Raw genomic sequence first — 20,715 nt, 5'->3', positions numbered from 1 at the left:
CTTCAGTGCTAGGCCCTACTGCCATGTCCGGCGAGGGGTGAGTCGCCGGACATGGCAGTAGGGCCTAGCACTGAAGCACACGCTGCGCCCCTGCCGAATCGTGTGGGCGCCTGCTCGCCCGGCGTTCCTGGAGGGATTCTCCCTGCACGCCAATGATCGGCAGGCGCTGGAGCGTTTGTCACGAGCGGAGGACGGCCGCATTGCTTGGCGGATGAAGCGTCCGTTGCCAGACGGCACCACACACCTCTTCTTCACCGGACTGGAACTCTTACGTCGCGTGGCGTCCCTGATACCTCCGCCTCGGTCGAACCTCACGAGGTTTCACGGTGTCTTCGCTCCGGGCGCGAAACTCCGGCCATTTCTGCTCCCTCAAGCGGAGGCAGAGGCGAAGCCGGAACGAGGTCCTCACCGTAGCAGGGCTGGAGGTGCCGCCCCTCCAGGCTGTCAGCGACGAGCAGCTCGCCTACGCGCGCGCCGTCCGCGCGCGTGCCGCCCATGGCTTCCTCGGTGAATGTGGCCTTGCCGCGCTCATGACTCATGGCCAGGTTGGCGGCGCATTCAAAGGCTGGCTCGAACCTGTTTCAGAGCCTCCGTCGTAACGCGGCTGGCGGCAATCCACGACCGTGCCCCGGCTCGACCGTCGCCGGGGCGCGGCCCTGGTGCTAGGGCGTGTTCAGCACGGCGACGTCGCAGGCGGTGAGCTCGCGGCTGTAGGTCCGGACATCGTCGAACGAAGCCGGAATGCTGGAGAAGGTGCTCAGGCAGTTCGGCAGCCTGCGGCCGATGCGGAACGAATTGGCGCCCGTGAGGTTCGTCGGCGCAGCGCTGGTCGCGGAGCCGACCAGCACGCCGTCAATGTACACTTTGAGCGAGGTCCCGCCGCGGGTATAGACGACGTGGTGCCAGCTGCCGTTGTTGAGCGGCGATGGAGAGACGTTGACGCCTGCACCGTTGGTGCCTGCCGCGTTCTCGTACATCTCAAGCGACGCTACCGAGGTGCTGCCGTTGAGCCTTGCCGAGAGGAAGTTGCCTGCGCTCCCGACCACCCGGTTCCCGATGAGATCTCCGCTGCGGGGGCCGTTGAAGGTCGTCTTCAGCCAATAGCTCACGGTGAAGGCGTCCGTCCCGAATTGCCCGGGCGCGAGGCCGAAGTCGACGTGGGCGTTGAGATCGCACTGCTGGGTGGGCGTGAGGGTGATTGCGCCGGAGCCGTCGAAGCTGACCGTCCGCGACGCCGAACTGCCCAGCGTTCCGTTCGACGTACCCGCCGAGTCCAGGGCCGTGCTGCCGCTGGCCTCGTCGAAGGTCCACCGGTGGGCCAGGTTGCTGGTCGTGTCGCCGACGAGCGGGCCACCGGTGCAGACCCCCTCCTGACAGGTGTCCGGCTGGGTGCAGGCGTTGCCGTCGCTGCACGCCGTTCCATTGGGGGCCGCCGGATTGGAGCACTGCCCGGTCGACGGATTACAGGTGCCCGCGATGTGGCACGCGTCGAGAGGCGCGCAGACCACCCCCGCGCAGAGGTCGGGCTCGCAGGTGTAGCTCCCGGGCGTGTTGACGCAGATTTCACCCGGCTGGCAGTTCGCCGTCCCGTTGGCGCACTCGTCGATGTCGGCGCAGACGCTCGGCTGTCCCGTACAGGTGTAGCCCGGCTCCACTTCGCAGACGCTGTTGCAGCCGTCTCCAGAGAGTTGATTGCCGTCGTCACAGATTTCGAACCCGCCCAGCACCCCATCACCACAGACGGGCCGTAGCGACGTCTCCACCGCGTCCACCAGGTAGAGCGCCACCGCGCCCCTCAGGCGCACGTAGCGATAGGGCTGGTTCCCCGGGTACGTCGCCACCGCGATATGCGTCCCCAGGCCCAGCTCCACGAGGTGCAACGAGCTGGAACCAATGAAGGTCCCATCCGCCTTCAGGAAGTCCACCTGGGCCACCAGCGCCAACGACAGGCCCTGGTAATAGACGCGCAGGTCGCCGGTGCCTTCCTCGCCCTGACCCAGGTCCAGCACCAGCGCCGTGTTGAGCAAGCCCAGCAGTGTCGCGGCCTGCCCGTCCGGAGCGCCCAGCGCCGCGCTCGCGTTGAGAACCGTCGCCGTAGTGCCCGACGCCACCGCGTCCGCATACGGGTCCCACGTCAACGAGGCTTCCAGCGGCTCACTCGTCAACGCCCCGTGGTCTTCTTGAGACACCCCATCCGCGGGAGGACGGGACTCCACACCACACGCCCCCAGCGACAAGGCCAGTGTTACGCCCAGCCCCCACGACCACAGCACACCTTGACGGCTTCGCATCGAGTGTCTCCCCCAAGGAGCAGGATGGAGCCCGGAATGGACCATCCCCCCATGAAATGAATGACACTATTCCTTTCTCCCTCCTGTTCGGCGCGCAACATGCGAATGGCCAGCGTCCTCTAGCGACCAGCCAGCAAGCACTTGAGGACCATGGATACAGAGTCCATGACATGCATTTGAACGTCACCGCGAATCGGGGGCATGATGGGGAATAGCAGCGCACCGCCGACAGCGCCGGTAAGTCCCAGGAGCGCGGCCAAGCGTCAAACCTTCGAGCGGAGGTGACGCCAGCACACCCATGCCCCACTTCATCTGCTCCCGCACGTCCGCGAAGTAGAAGGGGTCTACTCGTGTGGCTGGACCTCTCGCGCCTGGGTGCGTTCCCCCATTGCTTTCAACGTGTGCCCCAGGTTGTTCATCGCGGCCAGGGAGTCCGGATGCTCGGAGCCCCAAAGGCGCTGAAATGCCTCCCCCGCCTTCTGGTGGAGCCCCATCCGCGTCCGCTTCGCGTGATGGGGAAAAGCCGAGCAGAATCAAAGACATAAGGGCAGCCGAGCAGACAGGTTCGCGGGAACGGGGTGCCAGGAACACTTTGTCGATATGAAGAAGAGCACGCCGAGGACGAAGGTGGCTGAGGGATTGCGCGCGCTGGTGTCGGCCGAGGACATCCTGGAGGCCGCGCGCTCACCGGGCAGAAGCTGTCGCCCAGCGCCTTCTTCGAGCGTTTCAGCGACGCCTTCGGGCAGTTGATGCGCGAGGTGGAGAGCCGGGCCATCCGTGCCGTACGAGAGGCCGTCGGCGAGGACAAGCCCTTCAACGAGTTGGGGGGCACTGCTGGACGAGTTCACGGACGTGCAGGTGGCCGACTCCACGTGCCAACTGCTGCGGCGGCTGGCAGCGGACTGGGCCCCGTCCACCAGCGAGGCACGGCCGGCCGCCTTCAAGTGGCACGCACTGGTGTCGCTGCGCGACGAGTTACCGGTGGCCGAAGACGTGACGTCCCAGCGCACCCAGGACACGCGCGCCCTGCCCGAGGAGGCGCTGGCGCCCGGCACGCTCACCTTCATGGACCTGGGGTACACGGACACGGGCCGCTACCTCGACGCCATCGAGGCCGGGGCCCACTTCCTGGTGCGGCTGAAGGCCCAGCATGACCCGAAGGTGCTGCGGGTGCACGTGGGCAAGGGCGAGCGCGTCCGGGCGCGTGGCATGCGCCTGACTGACGCACTCCTGCAAGGTGTCCTCAAGGAGGAGGGCGGCGTCATCGACGTGGACGTGCAGTTGGAGAAGCACGGGCGCACGGCCTGCGCGCGCGTGGTGGCCGTGGAAGGGCCGCAGGGCGAGCGGCGCTGGTACCTGACGACGGTGGGCCGCGAGGTGCTGACGGCACACGAGGTGGCCGAGGCCTACCGGTTGCGCTGGAGAGTGGAGCTGCTCTTCAAGGCCCTCAAATCCGGCGTGGGGATGTCGGCGCTGCGCGCCACCCGGCCTGGCGCGGTGCTCTCGCTGGTGTACGCCAAGGTGATTGCCCTGGCCCTCTCGCGCCTGCTGGAACTGTCGCTGCGGCAGAAGGCAGGCGAGCCGGACTCGCAGCAGGCGACGGGGCGGCTCGCGCTGGTACTGGCACTGGCACTGGCTCGCTGCGCCCCGTTGCTACTGTCTCATGCGATGATGAGCCGGGGCGTGACGCTGGAGCAGTTGGAGGAGCGCATTCTGCTCATCGCGGAGGTGACGGCGCGTTCACGCCAGCAGCGCCGAGAGCGCGAACGCCGGAAGCGAGAGGCTTCCCTCGGGAGCGGCGGCTAAACCGGAAGCGGATGGATCACTGGCAAGCCGCTACCGCGCCCGGTGTGCGCGCCGCCAATGCCTGTGTAGGTTTATACTGAGGTCGGATTTTCTGGGGTCTCTGAGTCGCCCCAGATTTCAGCAGGTGCCTGGTTGGATTTAAATGACGACGAATGGCTCTCTCTAAATAGTCGTTATCGACTTGGAGCCTTCAGGCCATTGATTGCGAGAGAAGTGCTGAAGATGCGCCCTCCTCGCGAATTCCAGCCTGCGTTTCACCCCTGCTGGCCTTTTCTGATTTGACGAGGGCGACTCCAGAAAAGGCGTGAGCCGCTGGAACGGAACAAGGCTCCGCAACGGATTATCCGCGGTTGGATGGCGGCGAGTTCGTGGGTTTGAGTGGGATTGCTTCTCCCCAAGTCTGGGCAGGCCCGTCTCCATGCGGCAGGGGGCCTTCAGGGCATGCCTGCTTGGGACCGGGGGGTAGGGGTGGGCCTGTCCTGCTCGCCTCCGTCACGAAGCGCTGGCGCAGGAGTCCCGTCTTAGCGCGAGGCGCGGGTCCGGCCCTCTTCCTCGCCCTGACGAAGGTCGCCGCATGGGTGGAGGCAGTGGGCTCCGCGAGTTCGCCCCTGGAGGTGGAGTTGCCGGGCCGCGCTCTTTGACGTCGTCCTGACCGGACCAGGGCGCGCCTTCAGGCGTCCTGGACTTGCGGCCCCTTCGCGGGGGAGCCCGATAGTCGCGGTCATGAGGAATCAGGTGCTGCTGTTGGTCCTGCTGCTGCTGGTCGGCTGCAAGGGAACGATTGGCGGAAGCGCGTCGCCCGACGCCTCCGTCCCCGACGCGGGGGGCCCGCCTCCAGAGCCGTCCGCCTCAGCCTGCGAGGTCGAAGCCATGGTCGTCACCCGCTGTGGCGGCTGCCACTGCGCGGTGCCCACCGAGGGCACCCCCATGCCTCTCAACCCGCTCGACGCGATGCGCGCGCCGTCGATGACGGACCCGGCGGTGTCGAACGCGCAGCGATCCCTCATCCGCATGGCGGACACCTCGGCGCCCATGCCCAATCCCCCTGCCGCGCTCCAGTGGGGAGCGCGGCCTGAGGGCGTGTGTCCAATGAGGGCTGCACGGCTTCTCCACCGGCCTGCTACAGCTCCTCGTCCTTGCAGAGGTCGTCCTGTAGCTCGCTCAGCGCCTTCCGGGCGCGCATGGGCTGGCAGGTGTTCGCCAGGAAGTACGACGAAGCGCCCACGGTCGCCGCCTTGAGCTTCGGGCCCAGCGCGGACCAGCAGCGCTCGAAGGCCACCTTCGTCGCCTGGACCGCGCGAGGGTCCTCCTTGGGAAGGCCGAGCGCCGCGATGACCGTCTCGGCGAGCGCCGCGTCCTTGCAGGCGCTGACGTCCTTGCCGCCTCCCACCGCCAACGCGAAGAGCGGCATCGCCACGTAGGCGAAGTGCCCCTGCTTCACGAGGTGCGCGGCCTGGAGCGCCGCTTCGGGCGCCAGGTCCGGCGTGAGCTCCAGGAAGGTGTCGATGCAACCGCGCCGGTCGCGTTCGAGGCATCGCTGGAGGTCCTTGCTCGCGCCCTGATCGCGGGCGGTGGCGAAGCGCGGTGCCTTGGGGAGGAAGGCATACCGCCGGCCCAGCGCGCGCGCCCGCTGTGTGGCGGCGAACGGCTCCTTGTCGCTGGGGGCGAGGGTCTCCACGTCGGCCGCCGCCGCGTCGGTGACCAGGGCCCGCCACGCGTCGGTGCGCTTGGGAGCGGGGAGGTCCTCCGCGCGTTCCAGCAGCTCCGCCCAGGCCTTCTGCGAGGCCAGGGTCTGGAGGTCCTCCAGCGTCACCGGCTCCCGGGCCACCGCGTCCGCCGCGAAGAGACTGGCGGCCACCACGAGTCGACGGATCATCGAGAGAGGTTCCTGTCCAGGACCGCGGGCCCTTCGGCCGCGCCCTTCGGGGTGGTGGTGAAGGTGAGCGTGTCTCCGCCGCGCTCCAGCCCGAGCGTCGGACCGAAGCGGCAGACCAGCGACGTGACGGTCTTCACCGAGGCGCAGTGGGCCTGGGCGCGGCTCACGAGCGGAGCACAGGCGGCCCACACGTCCAACTCCGCCATCACCTCGTCGCTGAAGCTCTTCCATTCGAAGGTGAAGGTGGAGGAAGTGCCGCAGGCCTTGTTCAACGCGGCGACGGCTTCACTCGCGCGGGCCGTGTATTTCTTCTCCAGGTGGGGCCAGGCCTTCTTCTGGAAGGCGGCGATCCGCCCCGACTCCAGTTGCTGCTGGTGCGCGGTGAGCACCTCCGCGGTGGAGGCCTTGTCCGTCGCGTCCTGGTTGAACTTGACGGGGAACGCCTGCACTCCGGGCAGGACTGCCTCATAGCGCCCGTCGCGCTGGAGGAGGATGACGTAGTCGCCTCCCCGGTGGCGGGTCACATAGTCGGCGCCGCGTGAGTGTTTCTTCAGGGTGGCGCGCAGCGCGATGCCGTCCTCTTCGGAGTCGATGCCGCGCACGCGGATCAAGACTTCGGATGCCGTGCGCGGCTCCAACGTGACGACCTCCACGCTCTGGCCGTCGGTGCCCCGGTAGACCTTGCCCGCCACCGCTTCCAGGGAGTGCGCCGCCGTCGTCGCGAGGATCGCCGCCAGCATGAGCGCGGGAGCAAGGGTCCGGGGCATGCTCAGTTGAACGCCTTCTCGAGCGTGGCCTTGGTGTTGTCGCCGAGGTTCGCGTGGCCCTTGGGGGACATGTGGTACGTGAACACGCCCTTGTCGAGCGACATGTTGCGCAGCGTCGCGTCGTTGGAGCCGTCCTTCTTCTCCACGGGCTTCACGCCGCCGAACAGGCACGCCACGCCGGTCACCTTCTTGGCGATGACCTTCTTGTACGCGGGGCGGTTTTCACACATGGACCCGATCTCCTGGATGACCGCCTCACAGTACGAGCTGAAGCTCGTGCCCGACCAATCGTCGGTCTTGAAGTTCTGGAAGTCGGTCTTCACCTCGAGCTTGGTGCCGCACTTGTCGTTGGTCGCCTTCAGGTCGTCCTCGATCTCTTCCTCCAACTTGGCCTTGGCTTCTTCCTGGGCGGGCTTGAGGTCTTCTTCGGCGAAGGCGGACGTCGACAGCAGGGTCACGACCGCGAACACATGCTTCAGGGACATGGAGGACTTCCTCGTGGGGTGGACGGCAATCCCGGAGTCTCCCGGTGAGCAGGTCTTGAAGCAAGCAGCAGGGACGTGCCTTCCTGCGTCAATCCAGCCATTGAAATCACCTGGAGATTGCACGCGCTGTGGCGCGGTCCAGTGGGTAGGGGACCGCGGCGAGTACGCCGACACCGCGGACCTCCAACGCCGCGAGCGGCTGCTCAGCTCCGGGCGGCCGGCGGCGGCATGGGGGGCGCGGTGCGCTGCCACGCCTCCAGCTCCTGCACGCGCCCCAGCCAGGCCCGGAGGTTCGCGTAGCCTTCGAGGGGCAGGCGCGCCGGGCCCGCGAGGGCGAACGACGCGGCGAGCGAGAGGTCCGCGAGCGTCAGGCGCTCCTGCGTGACCCACGTCCTGCCCGCCAGGTGCGAGTCCAGCACGGGAGCGGTCTGCGCGAAGAGGGCCTCGCCGCGCGCGACCTCGGCGGGGTCCGGCGGCCCGCGGCCGGTGCGCTGCTTCACGAAGTTCTCCTGGACGAGCACGGTGTTCGCCGGGGCCATGTGGGACGAGCACCAGAACAGCCAGCGGTTCACGTCGGCGCGGCCCTGCGCGTCCGTCGGGAGCAGGGTCTGCCCCGGGGTCTTCTCGGCGAGGTACACCATGATGGCGCGCGACTCCCAGAGCACGAAGCCGCCGTCGTCCAGGACGGGGACGCGCCCGTTGGGGTTGATGCCCAGGTACGACGTCTCGCGCTGCTTGCCCGTGGTGAGGTCCACCACGATGCGCTCGAGGGGAATGTCGAGGTGGGCGGCCACGAGCAGCACGCGGCGCGAGTTTCCGGACAGGGGGTGGAAGTAGAGCTTCAAGACGAACCTCTGGGATGGCACGGGTGGAGGGGGAGGACCTATCCACCCGGAGTGACAAGGGTCTGTCAGGTATCGTCAGGGGCACGGCTTCAGGACGTAGAGGAACTCCTGCTCCGTCGGAATGGGGAGTACTGGGTCCGCGGCCAGGCTCTGCTGGTCCGAAGCTGACTCGCGGCGCGAGCGGGGCCGGCTTTCAGTTGACTCTTGCTGGGATGGATCTTGGGGGGGGTGTAAGCGTCAGGCCGGAAACAGTTCTGACGTAGGGCGTCTGTCATTGTCTCCCGGTACGCGCTTCTGCTGCGAGGCGTGCCTGTCCTTCGCGCAGGCACATTCCCACACCCAGGAGTGCCGATGAACGCGCTGAAGAAGTCCCTTCTCGCCGTCGCCGCTGTCCTCGCCGTGGCCCCCGCGTCCGCCTTTGCGTTTCCGCTGCAGTGCTATGATACCTGCGAGGGTGTTTGCGACGACCCCTGTTTCCTGGGGATCCGCCTCACCACCTGTGGCGCGGCGGGCTACTGCTTCCAGCCCGCGCAGCCTTCGCAGGAGAACGCTTCGGTCTCCTCCGAGCAGAGCCAGCGCTCCGACGACACCGCGCCGGTCTGCGACGCCGACCATCCGGGCACGGAGCAGGCTGAGAGCTGAGCGGTCTTGAACGTCCACGAGGCCCGGCATCGCGTCCGGGCCTCGTGGTTTCAATGCGTTGCGCGGCGGTCCCCCTCCCATGTCCGGGTTCCGCGCCAGCGCCTCGGTCACCCACCGCCGCGCCTCCTCCTCGCGTCCTGCCCGGACGGGGAGCACGGCGGTCCATCGGGTGTGGACCGGAGCGAACTGCCAGACGCGGACGGTATGCATCAGCGAGGACCCGAGCCCCTCCAGGTGCGCCGAGGTCGCCTTGCGGCCGGGCTGATGTCGCCTCATCGAATGCCCAACATAGAGCAGCCGGAAATGTGCGTCGAGCGAGCCCGGGTTTCGTCGGATGACACGAACCGCGTTCAATCCCTCTCCTGACGCCGCCCCGGATGTCCCCCGGGGCGGCGTGCGTGGACTACGGGGAGTAGACGACGGTGAGCGTGGCGTTCGCACCGTCCTTCACGAAGAGGTAGGCCGTCGCCGCGGGATTCTGGGCGAAGCGCAGGCGCAGCTGCGTCCGGCCCAGTTTGTTGACGGCGGACGTCCCCGTCCCCGCGAAGTCCGTGGAGCGGATGGTGCCCGAGGTGAACTTCGCGACGCCCGCCACGGCGCTCGCGGTCGCGGAGGCGCCCCAGTCGCCCGTCTCCGTCGCGGCAGCGTTGAAGGTCCCCGTGGCCACGTCGATGACGAGCGTGTTGCCCGCGGGGCTGGCCCAGGGGTCTCCGGAGCCGGACGAATAGGAGAGGGTCAGGAACGCCTGAGTGATGCTGGCGGTGTCCGGCAGGCTGGACGTGTCGAACGACAGCAGGGAGCGGTTGTGCTTGCCGTCCACCCCTCGTCCGAGCGCCAGGCCCGTGAGCGCCCCGAGCTCCGCCGCGCTCCCGTCCGCGTTCGCCTTCACGTAGCCATCCTCCGCCGCGATGCTGGTGAAGCTGACCGTCGTCGGCGTCGTCCCGCTGTTGCTCACCGTGACGGACGTGTCCGCGTCCAGCGCGGAGTTCCCCGCCGCATCGAACGCCCGGGCCCCCAGCACATGCGAGCCGTTGGCGACCGTCGTGGTGTTCCAGCTGAACGCATGGGGCGCCGTGCTGGCCGTGCCCACGAGGTTCCCATCCACGTAGAAGTCCACCCGCGTGACGCCGACATTGTCGGAAGCGCTCGCGGTCACCGTCACGGTGCCACTCACCGTGGCGCCGGAGACGGGCGCCGTCACGTTCACCGTGGGCGCAGTGGTGTCATCCGGCGGAGTGCTGGCTTCCATGAGCCCGAAGAAGAGCGCCTGGTGATACACGCCACAGAGGTTCACGTCGGACTGGTACGCGCCCGTCGCGCCACAGGCGGTGCTGCTCCCGGGAAAGCTGTACTGCGGATCCACCGGGACGGCGTGACCCATGCCGGTGAGCTCGTAGGTCTCCACCAGCGCCGTGCCCGCGCTGTCCCGGTACACCTTGTGCGGGAAGCCCCCCACGGTGTCCGTCGTGTCCGGCGTCTGGTCGATGCCGTGCACCTGGGTCCACTGCTTCATGGACTCGGTGAGGTTGGCGGGCCTCACCGTGAAGTCATTCGTGCCATGCCAGATGGAGACGCGCGGCCGGGGGCCCGTGTAGCCCGGGTATGCGTTGCGCACGAGGTCCGCCCACGCCGCGGGCGTCTTGCTCACGCCGGGGCTCATGCAGCTGAAGCCCTCGGTCATGGAGTTGGCGCACCGGTACGGACCGCCCGAGTTGATGGCGCCCGCCGCGAAGACGTCCGGGTAGGTGGCCAACATGGCGGGAACCATGAAGCCTCCCGCGGAGAAGCCCGTGACGAACACCCGCGCCGGGTCGATGGAGTAGGCGGCCTTCATGGCGTCCACCATCTGCTTGATGGACAGCGCCTCACCCGCGCCGCGCGCGATGTCCCCCGGCTCGAACCAGTTGAAGCAGCTGGTGGGGTTGTTGCTGCTCGGCTGCTGCGCGTAGACGACGTAGAACTTGTAGACGTTCGACGCCGCGGTCCACCCACCGGGCTCCACGCCCGCGGCGTTCTGCGTGCACCCGTGCAACACCACCACCAGCGGTGCATTGGCCGGCACGCCCGCGGGCACCTGCCGGAACATCTGGAGGTTGCCCGGGTTGGACCCGAAGCCCGTCACCTGCGTCAGCCCCTGCTCCACCTGCTCGACCTGGGGGACGCCGGTGTCCGGCGCTTCGGCTCCCAGCGGGCCGCATCCCGCGGTCGCCGCGACGGCCAACGCCGCGACGCGAAACCAGAGGACGTGCGTGAACCACCCAAGACGACGAATGCCTCGACCGTGCATGGTGCCTCCCTGGCCGCCACGGGGGAGGAGGGTGGGCGGCCGAGCTCTTCTAGGGTTCAGGTGCTCCGGCCGCCGGCAAGCTCTTGAGGAACGCCTCCAGCGCCGCGTTGAACGGCGCCGGGCAGTCGAGCTGCACCGTGTGGCCACACCCTTCCAGTCCCACCAGCTTCGAGCCCGGGATGCGCGCGTGGCCGTATTCGAAGATGTCCCGCGGGAAGCCACCGTGCAGGAACGGGTTGGGAATCAGGCGGTCCGCTTCCCCGAAGATGATGAGGCTGGGGGCGGTGATGCGGTGGAGGTTGTCGCGCACGAAGTCGTCGTTGGCGAGCCCCCGCACCGAGCGCACGTTGGCATAGGCATACGCATCGAACTCGGGCGACTTCGCCAGCCGCACGCGCTCCTCGATGAGCCACTCCAGCTCCGGCCGCCAGTGCTGGAAGTTGGCCTGCCGCACGCTGCCCCGGATGCCGTACTCGGGTGCGGACTTGATGAACTCCGTGCTCATCACCCGCGCGAACCAGTCCTTCTCCTTCTGGGAGAACTTCTCGAAGCCCGCGGGCGACACCAGCACCACCCCCGACGGCTCGTCCGGGTAGCGGATGGCGTACGACAGCGCCGTCTGCCCTCCCATGGAGTGGCCCACCAGGATGGGATGCTCGACGCCCAGGCTCCGCGTCAGCTCACGCACCGCGTCCGCCATGGCCTCCATGGTGTACGGAAAGGAGCCGGGCTTGTCGGACTTGCCATACCCGGGCAGGTCCACCGCGACGACGTGGTAGCCCGCACGCTGGAGCGCGTCGAGCTGCGCGCTCCAGAACTTCAGGTAGCTGCCCAGGCCATGGATGAGCACCACGGTGCGCGCGCCGGGCGCGGCGGGCAGCTCCACGTAGGCCATCTGTGGCACGCGCGCCATGCCGTAGGTGGCCGCCGTCTCGGGCAGGGCCACCCGCTTCAGCGGCCAGGGCTCCTTCGCCCCGGGCGACGCGTAGTCCAGGTCCTGGAACGCCAGCGGCGGCGCGCTGGCGTACGAGCGCACGCAGCCGGTGGAGGAACCCAGCCCCGCCACGAGCAGCAGGGCCTTGAGGGCGCGGAAGGGGCTCATGGTCAGAACGCGTACCAGGTGAAGGTGGTGAAGGCGGCGAAGGGGTTGTTCTTCACCGTCGTGGAGCCGTCATAGAAGGCGCCGCGGAACAGGTAGCCGGCGTGCAAGCCCACCGTCATGAGGTAGCGGATGGTGTAACGCACCTCCGCGTTCACCTCGGCGCCAATGAACCGCCCCCGCCGCACGGCCGGGTCCCAGCGCGGCGGGCTCGCCCCCGAGTTGGCCAGACCCGTGGCCAGCTTGAGGTTGAGCGTGTTGGGGATGATGTCCCACGCCGCGCTCGCGATGCCGGTGCGCAGGCCGTAGCCCTGGTTGGAGATGTCCGTCACCGCGCCCGTGTAGTTGTTCACGGTGCTGGTGAAGGGGAACAGCAGCAGCATCTTGTGGTTGAACCACACCGAGCCGGGCAGGCCGTACTGGTTGAGCGTGAAGGCGCCCGTGTAGCGGTCGTCATCCAGGTTGCTGTCGCCGGTGGTGAACATGCCCTCCAGCGTGACCAGGTCCGCCGGGCCGCGGCCCCACTGGTAGAGCACCTCCAGGTTCGCGGACAGGCCGGAGATGTCCACCTTCTTGTTGAACGTGGTGTCCGCGCGGTCGCTCGTGTAGCTGCCACCGTTGTACATGACGAAGCCGGAAGCGGCGAGGCGCCCCGCGCGGAAGTCGATGTTGTGGTGGAAGTTCGCGCCCAGCCAGAAGACGTTGCCCGTGGGCCGCTCGATGTTGAAGCGCGGGGTGCCGACGAACGGGTAGAGGCCCGTGGACGAAGGCCCGCTCTTCACGATGCCTTCGAAGGCATACGCGTCCCCCTTCGTGTCATCGCGCAGGTACCAGGCGGACAGGCCGATGTTCGTCCCGGGCTGCACGGGGTAGGCGTAGTCCGCGGTGAGCAGGTAGACGAACTTCAGGCGCGGGTCGTCCCGCGTCGCCTTGTCCGCCTGGGCGCTGCCCAGAGGCAGGAGGCTCAGTTTGGAAAGCCCCTTGTAGTTGCTGTAGAGCGACAGGCCCGTGGCGTCGCTGCCAATGAACGCCAGCTTGTAACCCGTGCGGACGATGTCGTTGAGCGGCGAGCGCGTCGGGTCGAAGATGGAGTCGTAGACCGGCTGCGTGCCGATGAGCAGCGTGAGCCGGGCCGGGTTGCGCGTGGGGTAGACGGCGACGTTGACGTTCTTCGTCTGGATGTTGACCTGGTCCGCGTTGAAGCCGCCGCCCTCGTTCTGCTGCGAGGCATTGGCGGCGCGGCCCCAGAGGTAGTCCACCTCGAACTGGGCGCGGAAGGACGCCAGCCCGTCCGCGAAGGACGGGCTGTACTCCAGCACGGGGATCCAGCGCTGCTCCACGTAGAACGCCGAACGCCCCGGCTCCACGCGGACGGAACTGCCGGACAGCGAGCCGATGGGCCCCAGCGACACGCCCTTGAGGCCCGCGGGGTCGCCCACGCTGTTGGTCACCGACAGCCGGGTGAAGAAGTAGTTGATGAGGACGAACTCACGAGGCTTCGCGTCCTCCTCGCGGTCCTTCTCATCCAACCAGTCGCCGAAATAGAGGCCCGGCACCGTGGTGCCTGCCCCCGCCGCCGGCAGCGCCAGCCCCAGCACGAGCGCTACCGCGCCCAGGCGCGCCGCGCCCAACCACCCTCCCGACATATAGACACCTCACCCAGATGGATTGCCGTGAGGGCGGTTCGCGCCCACCGTCCGCCGTGCGACTAGCCGCTGATGTCGTAGACCTGCACCGCGTTGCCGGTGAAGGACTGACCGGAGACGCTGACCGTCTTGGCGCCCACCGCGCCGTCGGCGCAGTGCCAACCCGTGGCCTTCGCCTCGAAGTAGAGCTCCATGGAGATCTTCTTCGTGTCCGAGGAGATGCTCACGCGGCCCTCCTGCTTGAAGCTGCCGTAGTCCACCAGGATCTCGAAGCAGCTGCCGCCCGCGGTGATGTTGGAGAGCGTGACCGCCTTGGAGTCGAACACCAGCGCGTTCTGCGCGGCGGCGTGATCACACGTGCTGCCGGCCTGGCCGACGCCGGTGGAGTTCCGGATGGTGCCGGGGGTGCTGGTGACGTGGAAGTTGTTGCCGCCCACGCCAATGGAGACCTTCTGGAAGCACTGGCTGGCCGAGCCCCAGTTGATGTCCTCGTCCAGCGACAGCGGGTGGCTGGGGATGTTGTCCCCCTCCATCACCAGCGTCTTGCCCTCCAGGAAGGCCAGGATGTTCGACTGGCTGTCCAGCTTGGGCGCGCTGTCCACGGGCTCCTGCGTCGCCTCTTCCCCACAACCCGTGAGGCTCAACGCGCACAGCAGCATCGCGGACGAAAGCGTCTTCTTCATGGGGGGTGACTCCTCGTTCGGGCGCACGGGGGGAGATGAAGCCCGATTCATGTTTCAGCTACGGGTAGCACCCGCCTGACAGCCTTGTCAAAAGACAGACGATGGCTTGATGCGTCAGAACGCCTCATTTCCACTCAAGCGGAGGAAGAGCCGAAGCCGGAAGAGGCAAGTGAGGCGCCTGAGGCAGCGGCGAGGCAGGAGCCGACCCGGGATCGCACGCGGCGGCTGGATGGGGCCGGGTTGCTCAAGGAGGAGCTTCGCGCTGGACGTGTTCGCGTGCGGCAGGTGTGGAGGCAGGCTTGAGGGGCCCCAGCATGGGGGCCATCCCAGAAGCGACAGGCCTCAGCAGCCCGCCCTGTAGCGCTCGGTAGGTGCCGCACAGCGCGGCCTTGCGCTCGTTGAACCAGACCTGAAAGCCCCTTCCTCCGCGCGGGCGTTGGGCAACAGGCCGCCAGCGGCCAGCCCTGATGGATCAGCGTAGCCAGTGCGGAAGCCCACCTCCGCGAAGTGCCGGAAGCCCATGTGCGCGGGTGTCACCAACTGCTTGCCGTTGTTGTCGTAAACCATGACTGCTCCTGAGGCGGGCGTCGATCTTTGCCACTGAGCCGCGCGTCTGATTCTGCGCCGTCGCTCAAACGGCTGGGATCCCTGGAGTTCCACCTGCGCCACCTGCTTTCACGTCAGGCGTGGACGATGCGGCGTCAGATGTCGAAGGCGTCGCGCTTCTTCGCGGCACCTCCAGCGCGGCATCGACTCTCCGGCGCGCTGAAGGCGTCTCTTGAGACTGTCGGCGACATGTCGCCGACAAGCCGCCGCGAGGCGATTCCCCGGGTCCCTCGCGCCTGGCACGGCGGCGCTCCTCTCAACGGCCCCCTGGCAGGACGCGTGCACAGGGCTGGGGCGGAAGTCCCACGCGCTGGAGAAATCCATGAGAAGAGAGAGTCGAAGCGGGCTGGCGTTGCTGGCCCTGGGTCTGGTGCTGGCCTTGGCCGGGTGCGGTGGCGCGGAAGCGCCGCAGGCCCAGGAAGGCAGCGCGCAGGCGGTGGTGACGCTGCCGCAGGCCTTGAACTCCAGCGACGTATCGCGGGTGGAGCTCACCGTGTCCGGCGCGGGCATGACGACGCGCACGGAAGTGCTGGCGAAGACGGGCGGGCAGTGGAGCGGGGTGTTGGGCCAGGTTCCCGCCGGCGCCGGGCGCACCTTCAGCGCGAAGGCCTTCGACGCCTCCAACACCGAACGCTACGCGGGCCAGGCGACCCCCGTCACCATCGAGTCCAACCAGACCACGGCTGTCACCCTGCTGCTCCAGGAGGTGAACGCGCCCCCGCCCTTCGAGAACGTGGCGCCCCGCCTCCTCTCCCTGGTGGCCAGCCCCGGCACCGTCGCTCCGGGCGGCCAGGTGTCCCTCCAGGCCACCGCGGATGATCCGAACGCGGGCGACACGCTCACCTACGCCTGGACGGCGTCCTCCGGCACGCTCGGCGCGCCCTCCAGCCTCACTACCGCGTGGACGGCCCCCGCCACCGCGGGCCAGTCGGTGCTGACGTTGACGGTGACGGACCCCAAGGGCGCCAGCACCTCGCTCAGCGTCTCCGTCACGGTGAGCACCGGCAACGGCGGCGCGGGCGTCGGCGTCTCCTTCAACACCTGGCCGCAGGTGACGGGCATCACCGCCGCGCCCTCCTCTGTCGCCGTCGGGCAGGCCACCACGGTGACGGCCTCGGCCGGCGACGCGGACGGCGACAGCCTCACCTACCAGTGGACGGCCTCGTGCGCCGGCACCTGGACGAACGCCACCTCCGCCAGCGCCGGCTTCACGCCCACCGCCCTGCCTTCGGGCAGCACCTGCGCCCTCAACGTGAAGGTGCAGGACGGCCGCGAAGGGCAGGGCACCGGCAGCCTCACCATCCACGTGACGGCGACGCCCACCACCGGCCGCTTCCCGCCGGAGGTGTTCGAGTCCTCCCAGTCCTCCGCCACCGTCCCCGCGAGCGGCGGCACCGTCCTCTTCCGCGTTCGGGCGAGGGACGCTCAGGCCAGCGCGCTCTCCTTCACGTGGGCCACCAGCACCGGGACGCTGGGCTCGGCCACCAGCACCGCCGCCACCAGTGAGGTCGTCTGGACGGCGCCCGCGTGCGTGCCCTCGGGCAACGCGCCCACGGTGACGGCCACCGTCACCAACGCCCTGGGCCTCTCCGCTGCCTATGTCTTCTCCCTCCAGGGGGGCACCGCGTGTGGCGTGAGCTCCGGGCCGAGGATGGCGGGGGGCGACAGCCACTCGGTCATCGTGAAGTCGGATGGCACCGTCTGGGCGCTGGGGTCCAACGGCAACGGTCAGCTGGGAGACGGGACGCAGACGGAGCGCCGCGCGCCGGTGCGGGCGCAAGGGCTCACCGGGGTGGTCACCGTCGCCACGGGCGACTTCTTCACGGCGGCCGTGAAGTCGGATGGCACCGTCTGGGTCTGGGGCTCCAACACCTTCGGTCAGCTGGGGGACGGGACGGCGACGGACCGCCTCACGCCGGTGCAGGTGCCGGGCCTCACCGGAGTCGTCTCCGTCGCGGCGGGGGATGCCTTCACCGTGGCGTTGAAGTCGGACGGCACCGTCTGGACGTGGGGCTACAACGGCTACGGCCAGCTGGGCAATGGGACGACGGCGGGGCGCCTGAGTCCGGGCCAGGTGCCAGGCCTCACCGGCGTGGTGTCCATCGCGGCGGGCGGCACCGGACACACGCTCGCCGCGAAGTCGGACGGCACCGTCTGGGCCTGGGGCCGCAATGGTCCCGGCCAGGTGGGTGACGGAACGTCGACGTCGCGCAGCTCACCGGTGCAGGTGCTGGGCGTCACCGGTGTGGTGCGCGTCGCCGCGGGCGACTTCCACTCCCTGGGGTTGACGTCGGATGGCACCGTCTGGGGCTGGGGCTACAACGGCCCGGGCCAGCTGGGGGATGGGACGGGAGGGGACCACCCCACGGCGGTGCGGATGCCGGGCATGACCGGCGTGGTCGCCATCGCGGCGGGGGATGCCCACACCGTGCTGCTGAAGTCGGACGGCACCGTCTGGACCTGCGGCTACAACGCGAACAGCCAGCTGGGTGACGGGACCACCGCGAACCGCTCCACGGCGACGCAGGTGCAGGGGCTCACCGGGGTGGTGGCCATTGCCGGTGGGGATCTCCACAGCGTGGCGCTGAAGTCGGACGCCACGCTCTGGGGCTGGGGCGCCAACTCCAGCGGCCAGCTGGGCGACGGCACGGCGACCGGCCGTGGCACTCCGGTGCGGGCGCAGGGCTTCTAGTTTCGACGATGGGGCCTCCGGCTTCGGCGCGAACGCTCGCGCCGGAGCCGGAGTGCGTTCAACGCCCGGGCAGCCGGCCCCAGCGCATGGACGCCTACCGCGCCACGTCACGGGGGCGTCACCGGGGTGCAACCTTGCACCCACCCCAGGTGAATTGGTGACTTCCGGGAGTTGTCCATCCCTGAAGGAACCTTCCATGCGTTTGAAGCACGTGTTCGCCGCCGTGGTCCTGCTGTCGACGTCCGCCATCGCCGAGGAGGAGGACCTCAAGCCCGCGCAGGAGGAGGCCAATGTGTGAGCGCCCCGCGTACAAGAAGGCCATCGCCAAGAAGGTGACCAGCGTGTCGTGCCTGTTCGCCGGCGCGAAGCCGGCCCAGAAGGACGACAACACCAACGCCCCCACGCAGCGCAACATGTCGCTGGAGAAGGGCGTGTTCGTGTACCACCTGCAGAAGGACCACACGAACCTCACCGACAACACCAAGGCCGTGCTCGAGAAGGCCTTCAGCTAGCCATGCCCCGTTCCCTTGCAGCCGCGCTCACGCTGGCGGCGGTCCTGACGACGGCGGCGGCGTGGGCCCTGGAAGTGGCGGCGAGCAAGGTCTACCGAGGCACGGACGGTCAGAGCGTGGAGGTCCTCACGCTGGAGCCGCGCACGTCGGACGAAGCCCTGGTCCGCGTGCGCGGCACCGACTCCCACGACGACGGCATCACCCTGAAGTGCGCCGTGCGAAAGAACTCGCGCGGAGTGGACTACGTCACCCGCCACGGCGGCGGTGACTACGTGGTGCTGGTCCAGCGCGACGGCGCTTACGAGGCCTTCCTCCCCGGTGTGCCCGGCTTCCGCGTGAAGTTCAACCCGGAGGCCACGGACAAGGTCGTGCCGGGGGACGCGCTCGCCGCGTACCAGCAGCAGCCGGAGTCCGGCCGCATCGCCGCGTTCCAGAAGAAGCCCTGGCCCTACCTGGAGAAGAAGTACGCGGCGCGCGCCACGGAGGCCGTCGCCGCGCTCCAGGCCCGCCTTGGCCAACGGTGCGGCGTTCGCCGCGGGCGCCGTGAGCGTCGAGCCGGCGCTGGGGGCACGCTGGATGTCGTCGCTGAAGACGCCCTCGCAGTTGCCGAAGACGACGTCACCGGAGCGCAGGACGCCGCCGGCGGAGTGGAAGGCCGTCGCCGGGTCGTCGCGGTCCACGAAGACATCGCCCACCGCGAGGATCGACAGCCCGGGTCCACCGGGATGAGCGATGTTGTTCGAGGCCACGGTTCACTCCTACATCCTGCGGAAGGCTCAGCGGACTCCGACGAAGTCGATGCCCGCCGAGGAGATCTGGTCGTTCCAGGGGCCTCCCGCGACGGAGTTGATGTCGCCCACGCTCTGGGTGGTGCTGAGGCACCTGCCCGTCCGCGAGGGGTGTTCGCAGAGGGTCGCGCGATAGGGGCCGAGGATCCTGACGGAGGACAGGATGTCATCAAAGCCCAGGTCGCCCAGGAAGCCGACGCCGGAGGTGAGATGCAGGATGTTGCCTTCGAACTGGCCGTGCTCGTAGAGGTACACCCCATCCGCGGCCGAGTAGGCCTGGATGGCATACGTGTAATCCCCCTGCGTGGCCTTGTAGCCCGTCCCATAGTCAGAGTACGCCCAGTTGCTGAGTCCCCCGGGTGACTTCTTCACCACCACGCTCCAGAGCTGGAAGGGGAAGCGTGAGCTCACCCGACCATGCAGTTGGAGGGCGCGGTCGCTCGTGCCACCCGAGAGAGCCCCGAGCTGTGAGTTCACGAAGCTGCCCAGGAATCCGTTGCTCACCGCGCTCGTCACCGTCCGAGAGGTGAAGGCGAGGTGCGTGTAGTCATCCATGGTGTCGGATTGGACGTAGCTTCCATCCGTGTGCATCCAACCCGCCCAGCTTCCCTTCAACGCCAGGGCATGCCAGATGCGCCCCGGGGCGGCATTCTGGAGAAACGCATGGATGCCATACCAGCGGGCCTGTGCGTCGCCGCCCAGGGTGTAGGAGATGTTCCGGAAGGCGGTGCCGAAATCGCCAGGCAGGAGGCCGGCGGAGGGGAGCAGCCGGTAGTTGAGGGCCAGGATGGCGTCAATCAGCCCCGCTCCCGGGAAGTCCATCATCAAGACGCCCGCGCGCTGGACGTTGCCGCCCACCAGGTGGTCGATGGCGTAGTCATTGACGCCCCGGATGGCCATCCCATCACCTCCGGCCACCACGTTGGGGAAGGCCGCCACGGAGGAGCCACTGAGGAAGTTCACATACAGCGTGGGAGGGGCCCCCGCGTTCGTCCGCCCCAGGTGGTCCCGGACCTTGTCCCACTTGTTGTCGATGTCGAAGATCGTGGACACGGTCCAGTCATCCTGGAGGGCCAGCGAACCCCAGTTCACGCCGTAGGCTCCACCGCCGAAGTTGTCCAGGATGACAATCTTGCCACGCACCTCCCCGAGCGTGGGCACATGGGTGCCTCGCCAGACATAGGGGCTGTAGGCGGGCTGGCTGCGATACCACTCGAAGGTCTGTTGGAAGCTCCGGCTATTGCCGTCCGGGGTGTGTTCCTCCTTTACCCGCATGAGAATGGTTTCGCCGGGATGGTCGCGTAGGAACTGGGTGGTGGTGGTCAACACGTCGTCGAAGTTGGCGTTCAGGTAGACGACGCCATGGTGGATGGCGAACCGGTCGCCAATGTGGCGACACCGGATGTCCAAGGCACGAAGCCCCGCGTCCAGCTGAGCCCTCAGGCTCAGGGATTGGGTCTGGGTGAGGGCACCGCCCGTCGAGGTGAACGCCATGGAGTCATGGGTGCCCGGCAGCGACAGGGAAGCGAGGCTCGCCGAGCCGGGCATCCAGCTCAACCAGTCGGGATGACTCGTTTCGATACTGCCGGAGTGGCTGTAGTAGCGCCCACGGGCGGCAGCGGGGGAGGTCGCGAGCAGCGCGAGGAAGAGCATCGCCGCCGCGTTGCGCAGTCGGGGGGCAGGAAACGTC

Annotated in this window: 17 protein-coding genes; 5 read left to right on the top strand and 12 right to left on the bottom strand. The window is 68.4% G+C overall.

Translation table 11 applies throughout. The annotated features are described in order from the left end of the window. Positions 1–100: 100 nt before the first annotated feature. Positions 101–511 carry a transposase gene (locus D7X99_RS44055; protein WP_147476382.1) on the top strand — a complete coding sequence of 137 codons (411 nt, stop codon included), beginning with the start codon at positions 101–103 and terminating at the stop codon, positions 509–511. A 151-nt stretch (positions 512–662) separates the two neighbouring features. On the opposite strand, the gene D7X99_RS37720 is transcribed toward D7X99_RS44055, so the two are convergent. Beyond that, positions 663–2,291 carry a LamG-like jellyroll fold domain-containing protein gene (locus D7X99_RS37720; RefSeq protein ID WP_121781977.1) on the bottom strand — a complete coding sequence of 543 codons (1,629 nt, stop codon included), beginning with the start codon at positions 2,289–2,291 and terminating at the stop codon, positions 663–665. 777 nt (positions 2,292–3,068) lie between these two features. Between D7X99_RS37720 and D7X99_RS37710 the strand changes: the two genes are divergently transcribed. After that, on the top strand, positions 3,069–4,097 hold the full coding sequence (locus D7X99_RS37710) for an IS4 family transposase (RefSeq protein WP_121781975.1): 1,029 nt from the start codon (positions 3,069–3,071) through the stop codon (positions 4,095–4,097). 731 nt (positions 4,098–4,828) lie between these two features. Here the strand turns inward: D7X99_RS37710 and D7X99_RS37705 are convergent. From D7X99_RS37705 to D7X99_RS37685, 5 genes are all read right to left on the bottom strand, one after another. Continuing rightward, a complete protein-coding gene (locus D7X99_RS37705) occupies positions 4,829–5,131 on the bottom strand; it encodes a hypothetical protein (protein ID WP_121781974.1) in 303 nt (100 codons plus the stop codon). A gap of 86 nt (positions 5,132–5,217) precedes the next feature. After that, the gene (locus D7X99_RS37700; protein WP_211484358.1) at positions 5,218–5,973 is read right to left on the bottom strand and encodes a hypothetical protein; all 756 of its coding nucleotides are present in this window, start codon (positions 5,971–5,973) and stop codon (positions 5,218–5,220) included. Further along, on the bottom strand, positions 5,970–6,740 hold the full coding sequence (locus D7X99_RS37695; RefSeq protein WP_171805458.1) for a hypothetical protein: 771 nt from the start codon (positions 6,738–6,740) through the stop codon (positions 5,970–5,972). Before D7X99_RS37695 ends, D7X99_RS37700 begins: the two co-directional genes overlap by 4 nt. Positions 6,741–6,742: 2 nt before the next feature. Then, the gene (locus D7X99_RS37690) at positions 6,743–7,225 is read right to left on the bottom strand and encodes a hypothetical protein (RefSeq protein ID WP_121781972.1); all 483 of its coding nucleotides are present in this window, start codon (positions 7,223–7,225) and stop codon (positions 6,743–6,745) included. A gap of 203 nt (positions 7,226–7,428) precedes the next feature. Beyond that, positions 7,429–8,070 (bottom strand): glutathione S-transferase family protein, encoded by a 642-nt coding sequence (locus D7X99_RS37685; RefSeq protein ID WP_121781971.1) that lies wholly within the window; start codon positions 8,068–8,070, stop codon positions 7,429–7,431. 351 nt (positions 8,071–8,421) lie between these two features. Between D7X99_RS37685 and D7X99_RS37680 the strand changes: the two genes are divergently transcribed. Beyond that, positions 8,422–8,712 carry a hypothetical protein gene (locus D7X99_RS37680; RefSeq protein ID WP_121781970.1) on the top strand — a complete coding sequence of 97 codons (291 nt, stop codon included), beginning with the start codon at positions 8,422–8,424 and terminating at the stop codon, positions 8,710–8,712. Between the two features lie 403 nt (positions 8,713–9,115). Here the strand turns inward: D7X99_RS37680 and D7X99_RS37675 are convergent, their stop codons facing one another. The 4 genes from D7X99_RS37675 to D7X99_RS37660 form a co-directional block, all read right to left on the bottom strand. Beyond that, on the bottom strand, positions 9,116–10,999 hold the full coding sequence (locus tag D7X99_RS37675) for a PHB depolymerase family esterase (RefSeq protein ID WP_121781969.1): 1,884 nt from the start codon (positions 10,997–10,999) through the stop codon (positions 9,116–9,118). 49 nt (positions 11,000–11,048) lie between these two features. Beyond that, positions 11,049–12,101, bottom strand: a complete 1,053-nt coding sequence (locus tag D7X99_RS37670) for an alpha/beta fold hydrolase (protein WP_121781968.1) — start codon at positions 12,099–12,101, stop codon at positions 11,049–11,051. A 2-nt stretch (positions 12,102–12,103) separates the two neighbouring features. Continuing rightward, positions 12,104–13,744 carry a hypothetical protein gene (locus tag D7X99_RS37665; RefSeq protein ID WP_121781967.1) on the bottom strand — a complete coding sequence of 547 codons (1,641 nt, stop codon included), beginning with the start codon at positions 13,742–13,744 and terminating at the stop codon, positions 12,104–12,106. A gap of 62 nt (positions 13,745–13,806) precedes the next feature. Continuing rightward, entirely contained in the window at positions 13,807–14,427 is a 621-nt protein-coding gene (locus D7X99_RS37660) for a hypothetical protein (protein ID WP_121781966.1), read from the bottom strand. Between the two features lie 928 nt (positions 14,428–15,355). On the opposite strand from D7X99_RS37660, the gene D7X99_RS37655 reads away from it, so the two are divergent. Together D7X99_RS37655 and D7X99_RS37650 are read left to right on the top strand one after the other, a co-directional pair. Then, a complete protein-coding gene (locus tag D7X99_RS37655) occupies positions 15,356–17,725 on the top strand; it encodes a kelch-like protein (RefSeq protein ID WP_121781965.1) in 2,370 nt (789 codons plus the stop codon). A gap of 290 nt (positions 17,726–18,015) precedes the next feature. Continuing rightward, positions 18,016–18,237: a hypothetical protein gene (locus tag D7X99_RS37650; protein WP_233614017.1), complete on the top strand. Its 222-nt coding sequence runs from the start codon at positions 18,016–18,018 to the stop codon at positions 18,235–18,237. Here the strand turns inward: D7X99_RS37650 and D7X99_RS37645 are convergent. Both D7X99_RS37645 and D7X99_RS37640 read right to left on the bottom strand, forming a co-directional pair. Further along, positions 18,234–18,986, bottom strand: coding sequence for a CapA family protein (locus D7X99_RS37645; RefSeq protein ID WP_199756417.1), 753 nt, complete (start codon positions 18,984–18,986; stop codon positions 18,234–18,236). The genes D7X99_RS37650 and D7X99_RS37645 overlap by 4 nt on opposite strands. A gap of 27 nt (positions 18,987–19,013) precedes the next feature. After that, positions 19,014–20,715: phosphatidylinositol-specific phospholipase C domain-containing protein (locus D7X99_RS37640; protein WP_368667825.1), on the bottom strand; the 1,702-nt coding region annotated here is incomplete at its 5' end.

The sequence above is a fragment of the Corallococcus sp. AB032C genome (assembly GCF_003668935.1).
GTDB classification, from domain to species: Bacteria; Myxococcota; Myxococcia; order Myxococcales; family Myxococcaceae; genus Corallococcus; species Corallococcus exiguus.
The sequence above is the reverse complement of the archived record's forward strand: the minus strand, read 5'-3'. Positions and strand labels throughout refer to the sequence as shown.

Bases quoted from the DNA above. Each gene is read 5' to 3' on its own strand.
- D7X99_RS37720 (WP_121781977.1), bottom strand. From the start codon at position 2,291: ATGCGAAGCCGTCAAGGTGTGCTGTGGTCGTGGGGGCTGGGCGTAACA.
- D7X99_RS37705 (WP_121781974.1), bottom strand. From the start codon at position 5,131: ATGGGCGCCGAGGTGTCCGCCATGCGGATGAGGGATCGCTGCGCGTTC.
- D7X99_RS37700 (WP_211484358.1), bottom strand. From the start codon at position 5,973: ATGATCCGTCGACTCGTGGTGGCCGCCAGTCTCTTCGCGGCGGACGCG.
- D7X99_RS37695 (WP_171805458.1), bottom strand. From the start codon at position 6,740: ATGCCCCGGACCCTTGCTCCCGCGCTCATGCTGGCGGCGATCCTCGCG.
- D7X99_RS37690 (WP_121781972.1), bottom strand. From the start codon at position 7,225: ATGTCCCTGAAGCATGTGTTCGCGGTCGTGACCCTGCTGTCGACGTCC.
- D7X99_RS37680 (WP_121781970.1), top strand. From the start codon at position 8,422: ATGAACGCGCTGAAGAAGTCCCTTCTCGCCGTCGCCGCTGTCCTCGCC.
- D7X99_RS37675 (WP_121781969.1), bottom strand. From the start codon at position 10,999: ATGCACGGTCGAGGCATTCGTCGTCTTGGGTGGTTCACGCACGTCCTC.
- D7X99_RS37670 (WP_121781968.1), bottom strand. From the start codon at position 12,101: ATGAGCCCCTTCCGCGCCCTCAAGGCCCTGCTGCTCGTGGCGGGGCTG.
- D7X99_RS37665 (WP_121781967.1), bottom strand. From the start codon at position 13,744: ATGTCGGGAGGGTGGTTGGGCGCGGCGCGCCTGGGCGCGGTAGCGCTC.
- D7X99_RS37660 (WP_121781966.1), bottom strand. From the start codon at position 14,427: ATGAAGAAGACGCTTTCGTCCGCGATGCTGCTGTGCGCGTTGAGCCTC.
- D7X99_RS37655 (WP_121781965.1), top strand. From the start codon at position 15,356: ATGAGAAGAGAGAGTCGAAGCGGGCTGGCGTTGCTGGCCCTGGGTCTG.
- D7X99_RS37650 (WP_233614017.1), top strand. From the start codon at position 18,016: ATGTGTGAGCGCCCCGCGTACAAGAAGGCCATCGCCAAGAAGGTGACC.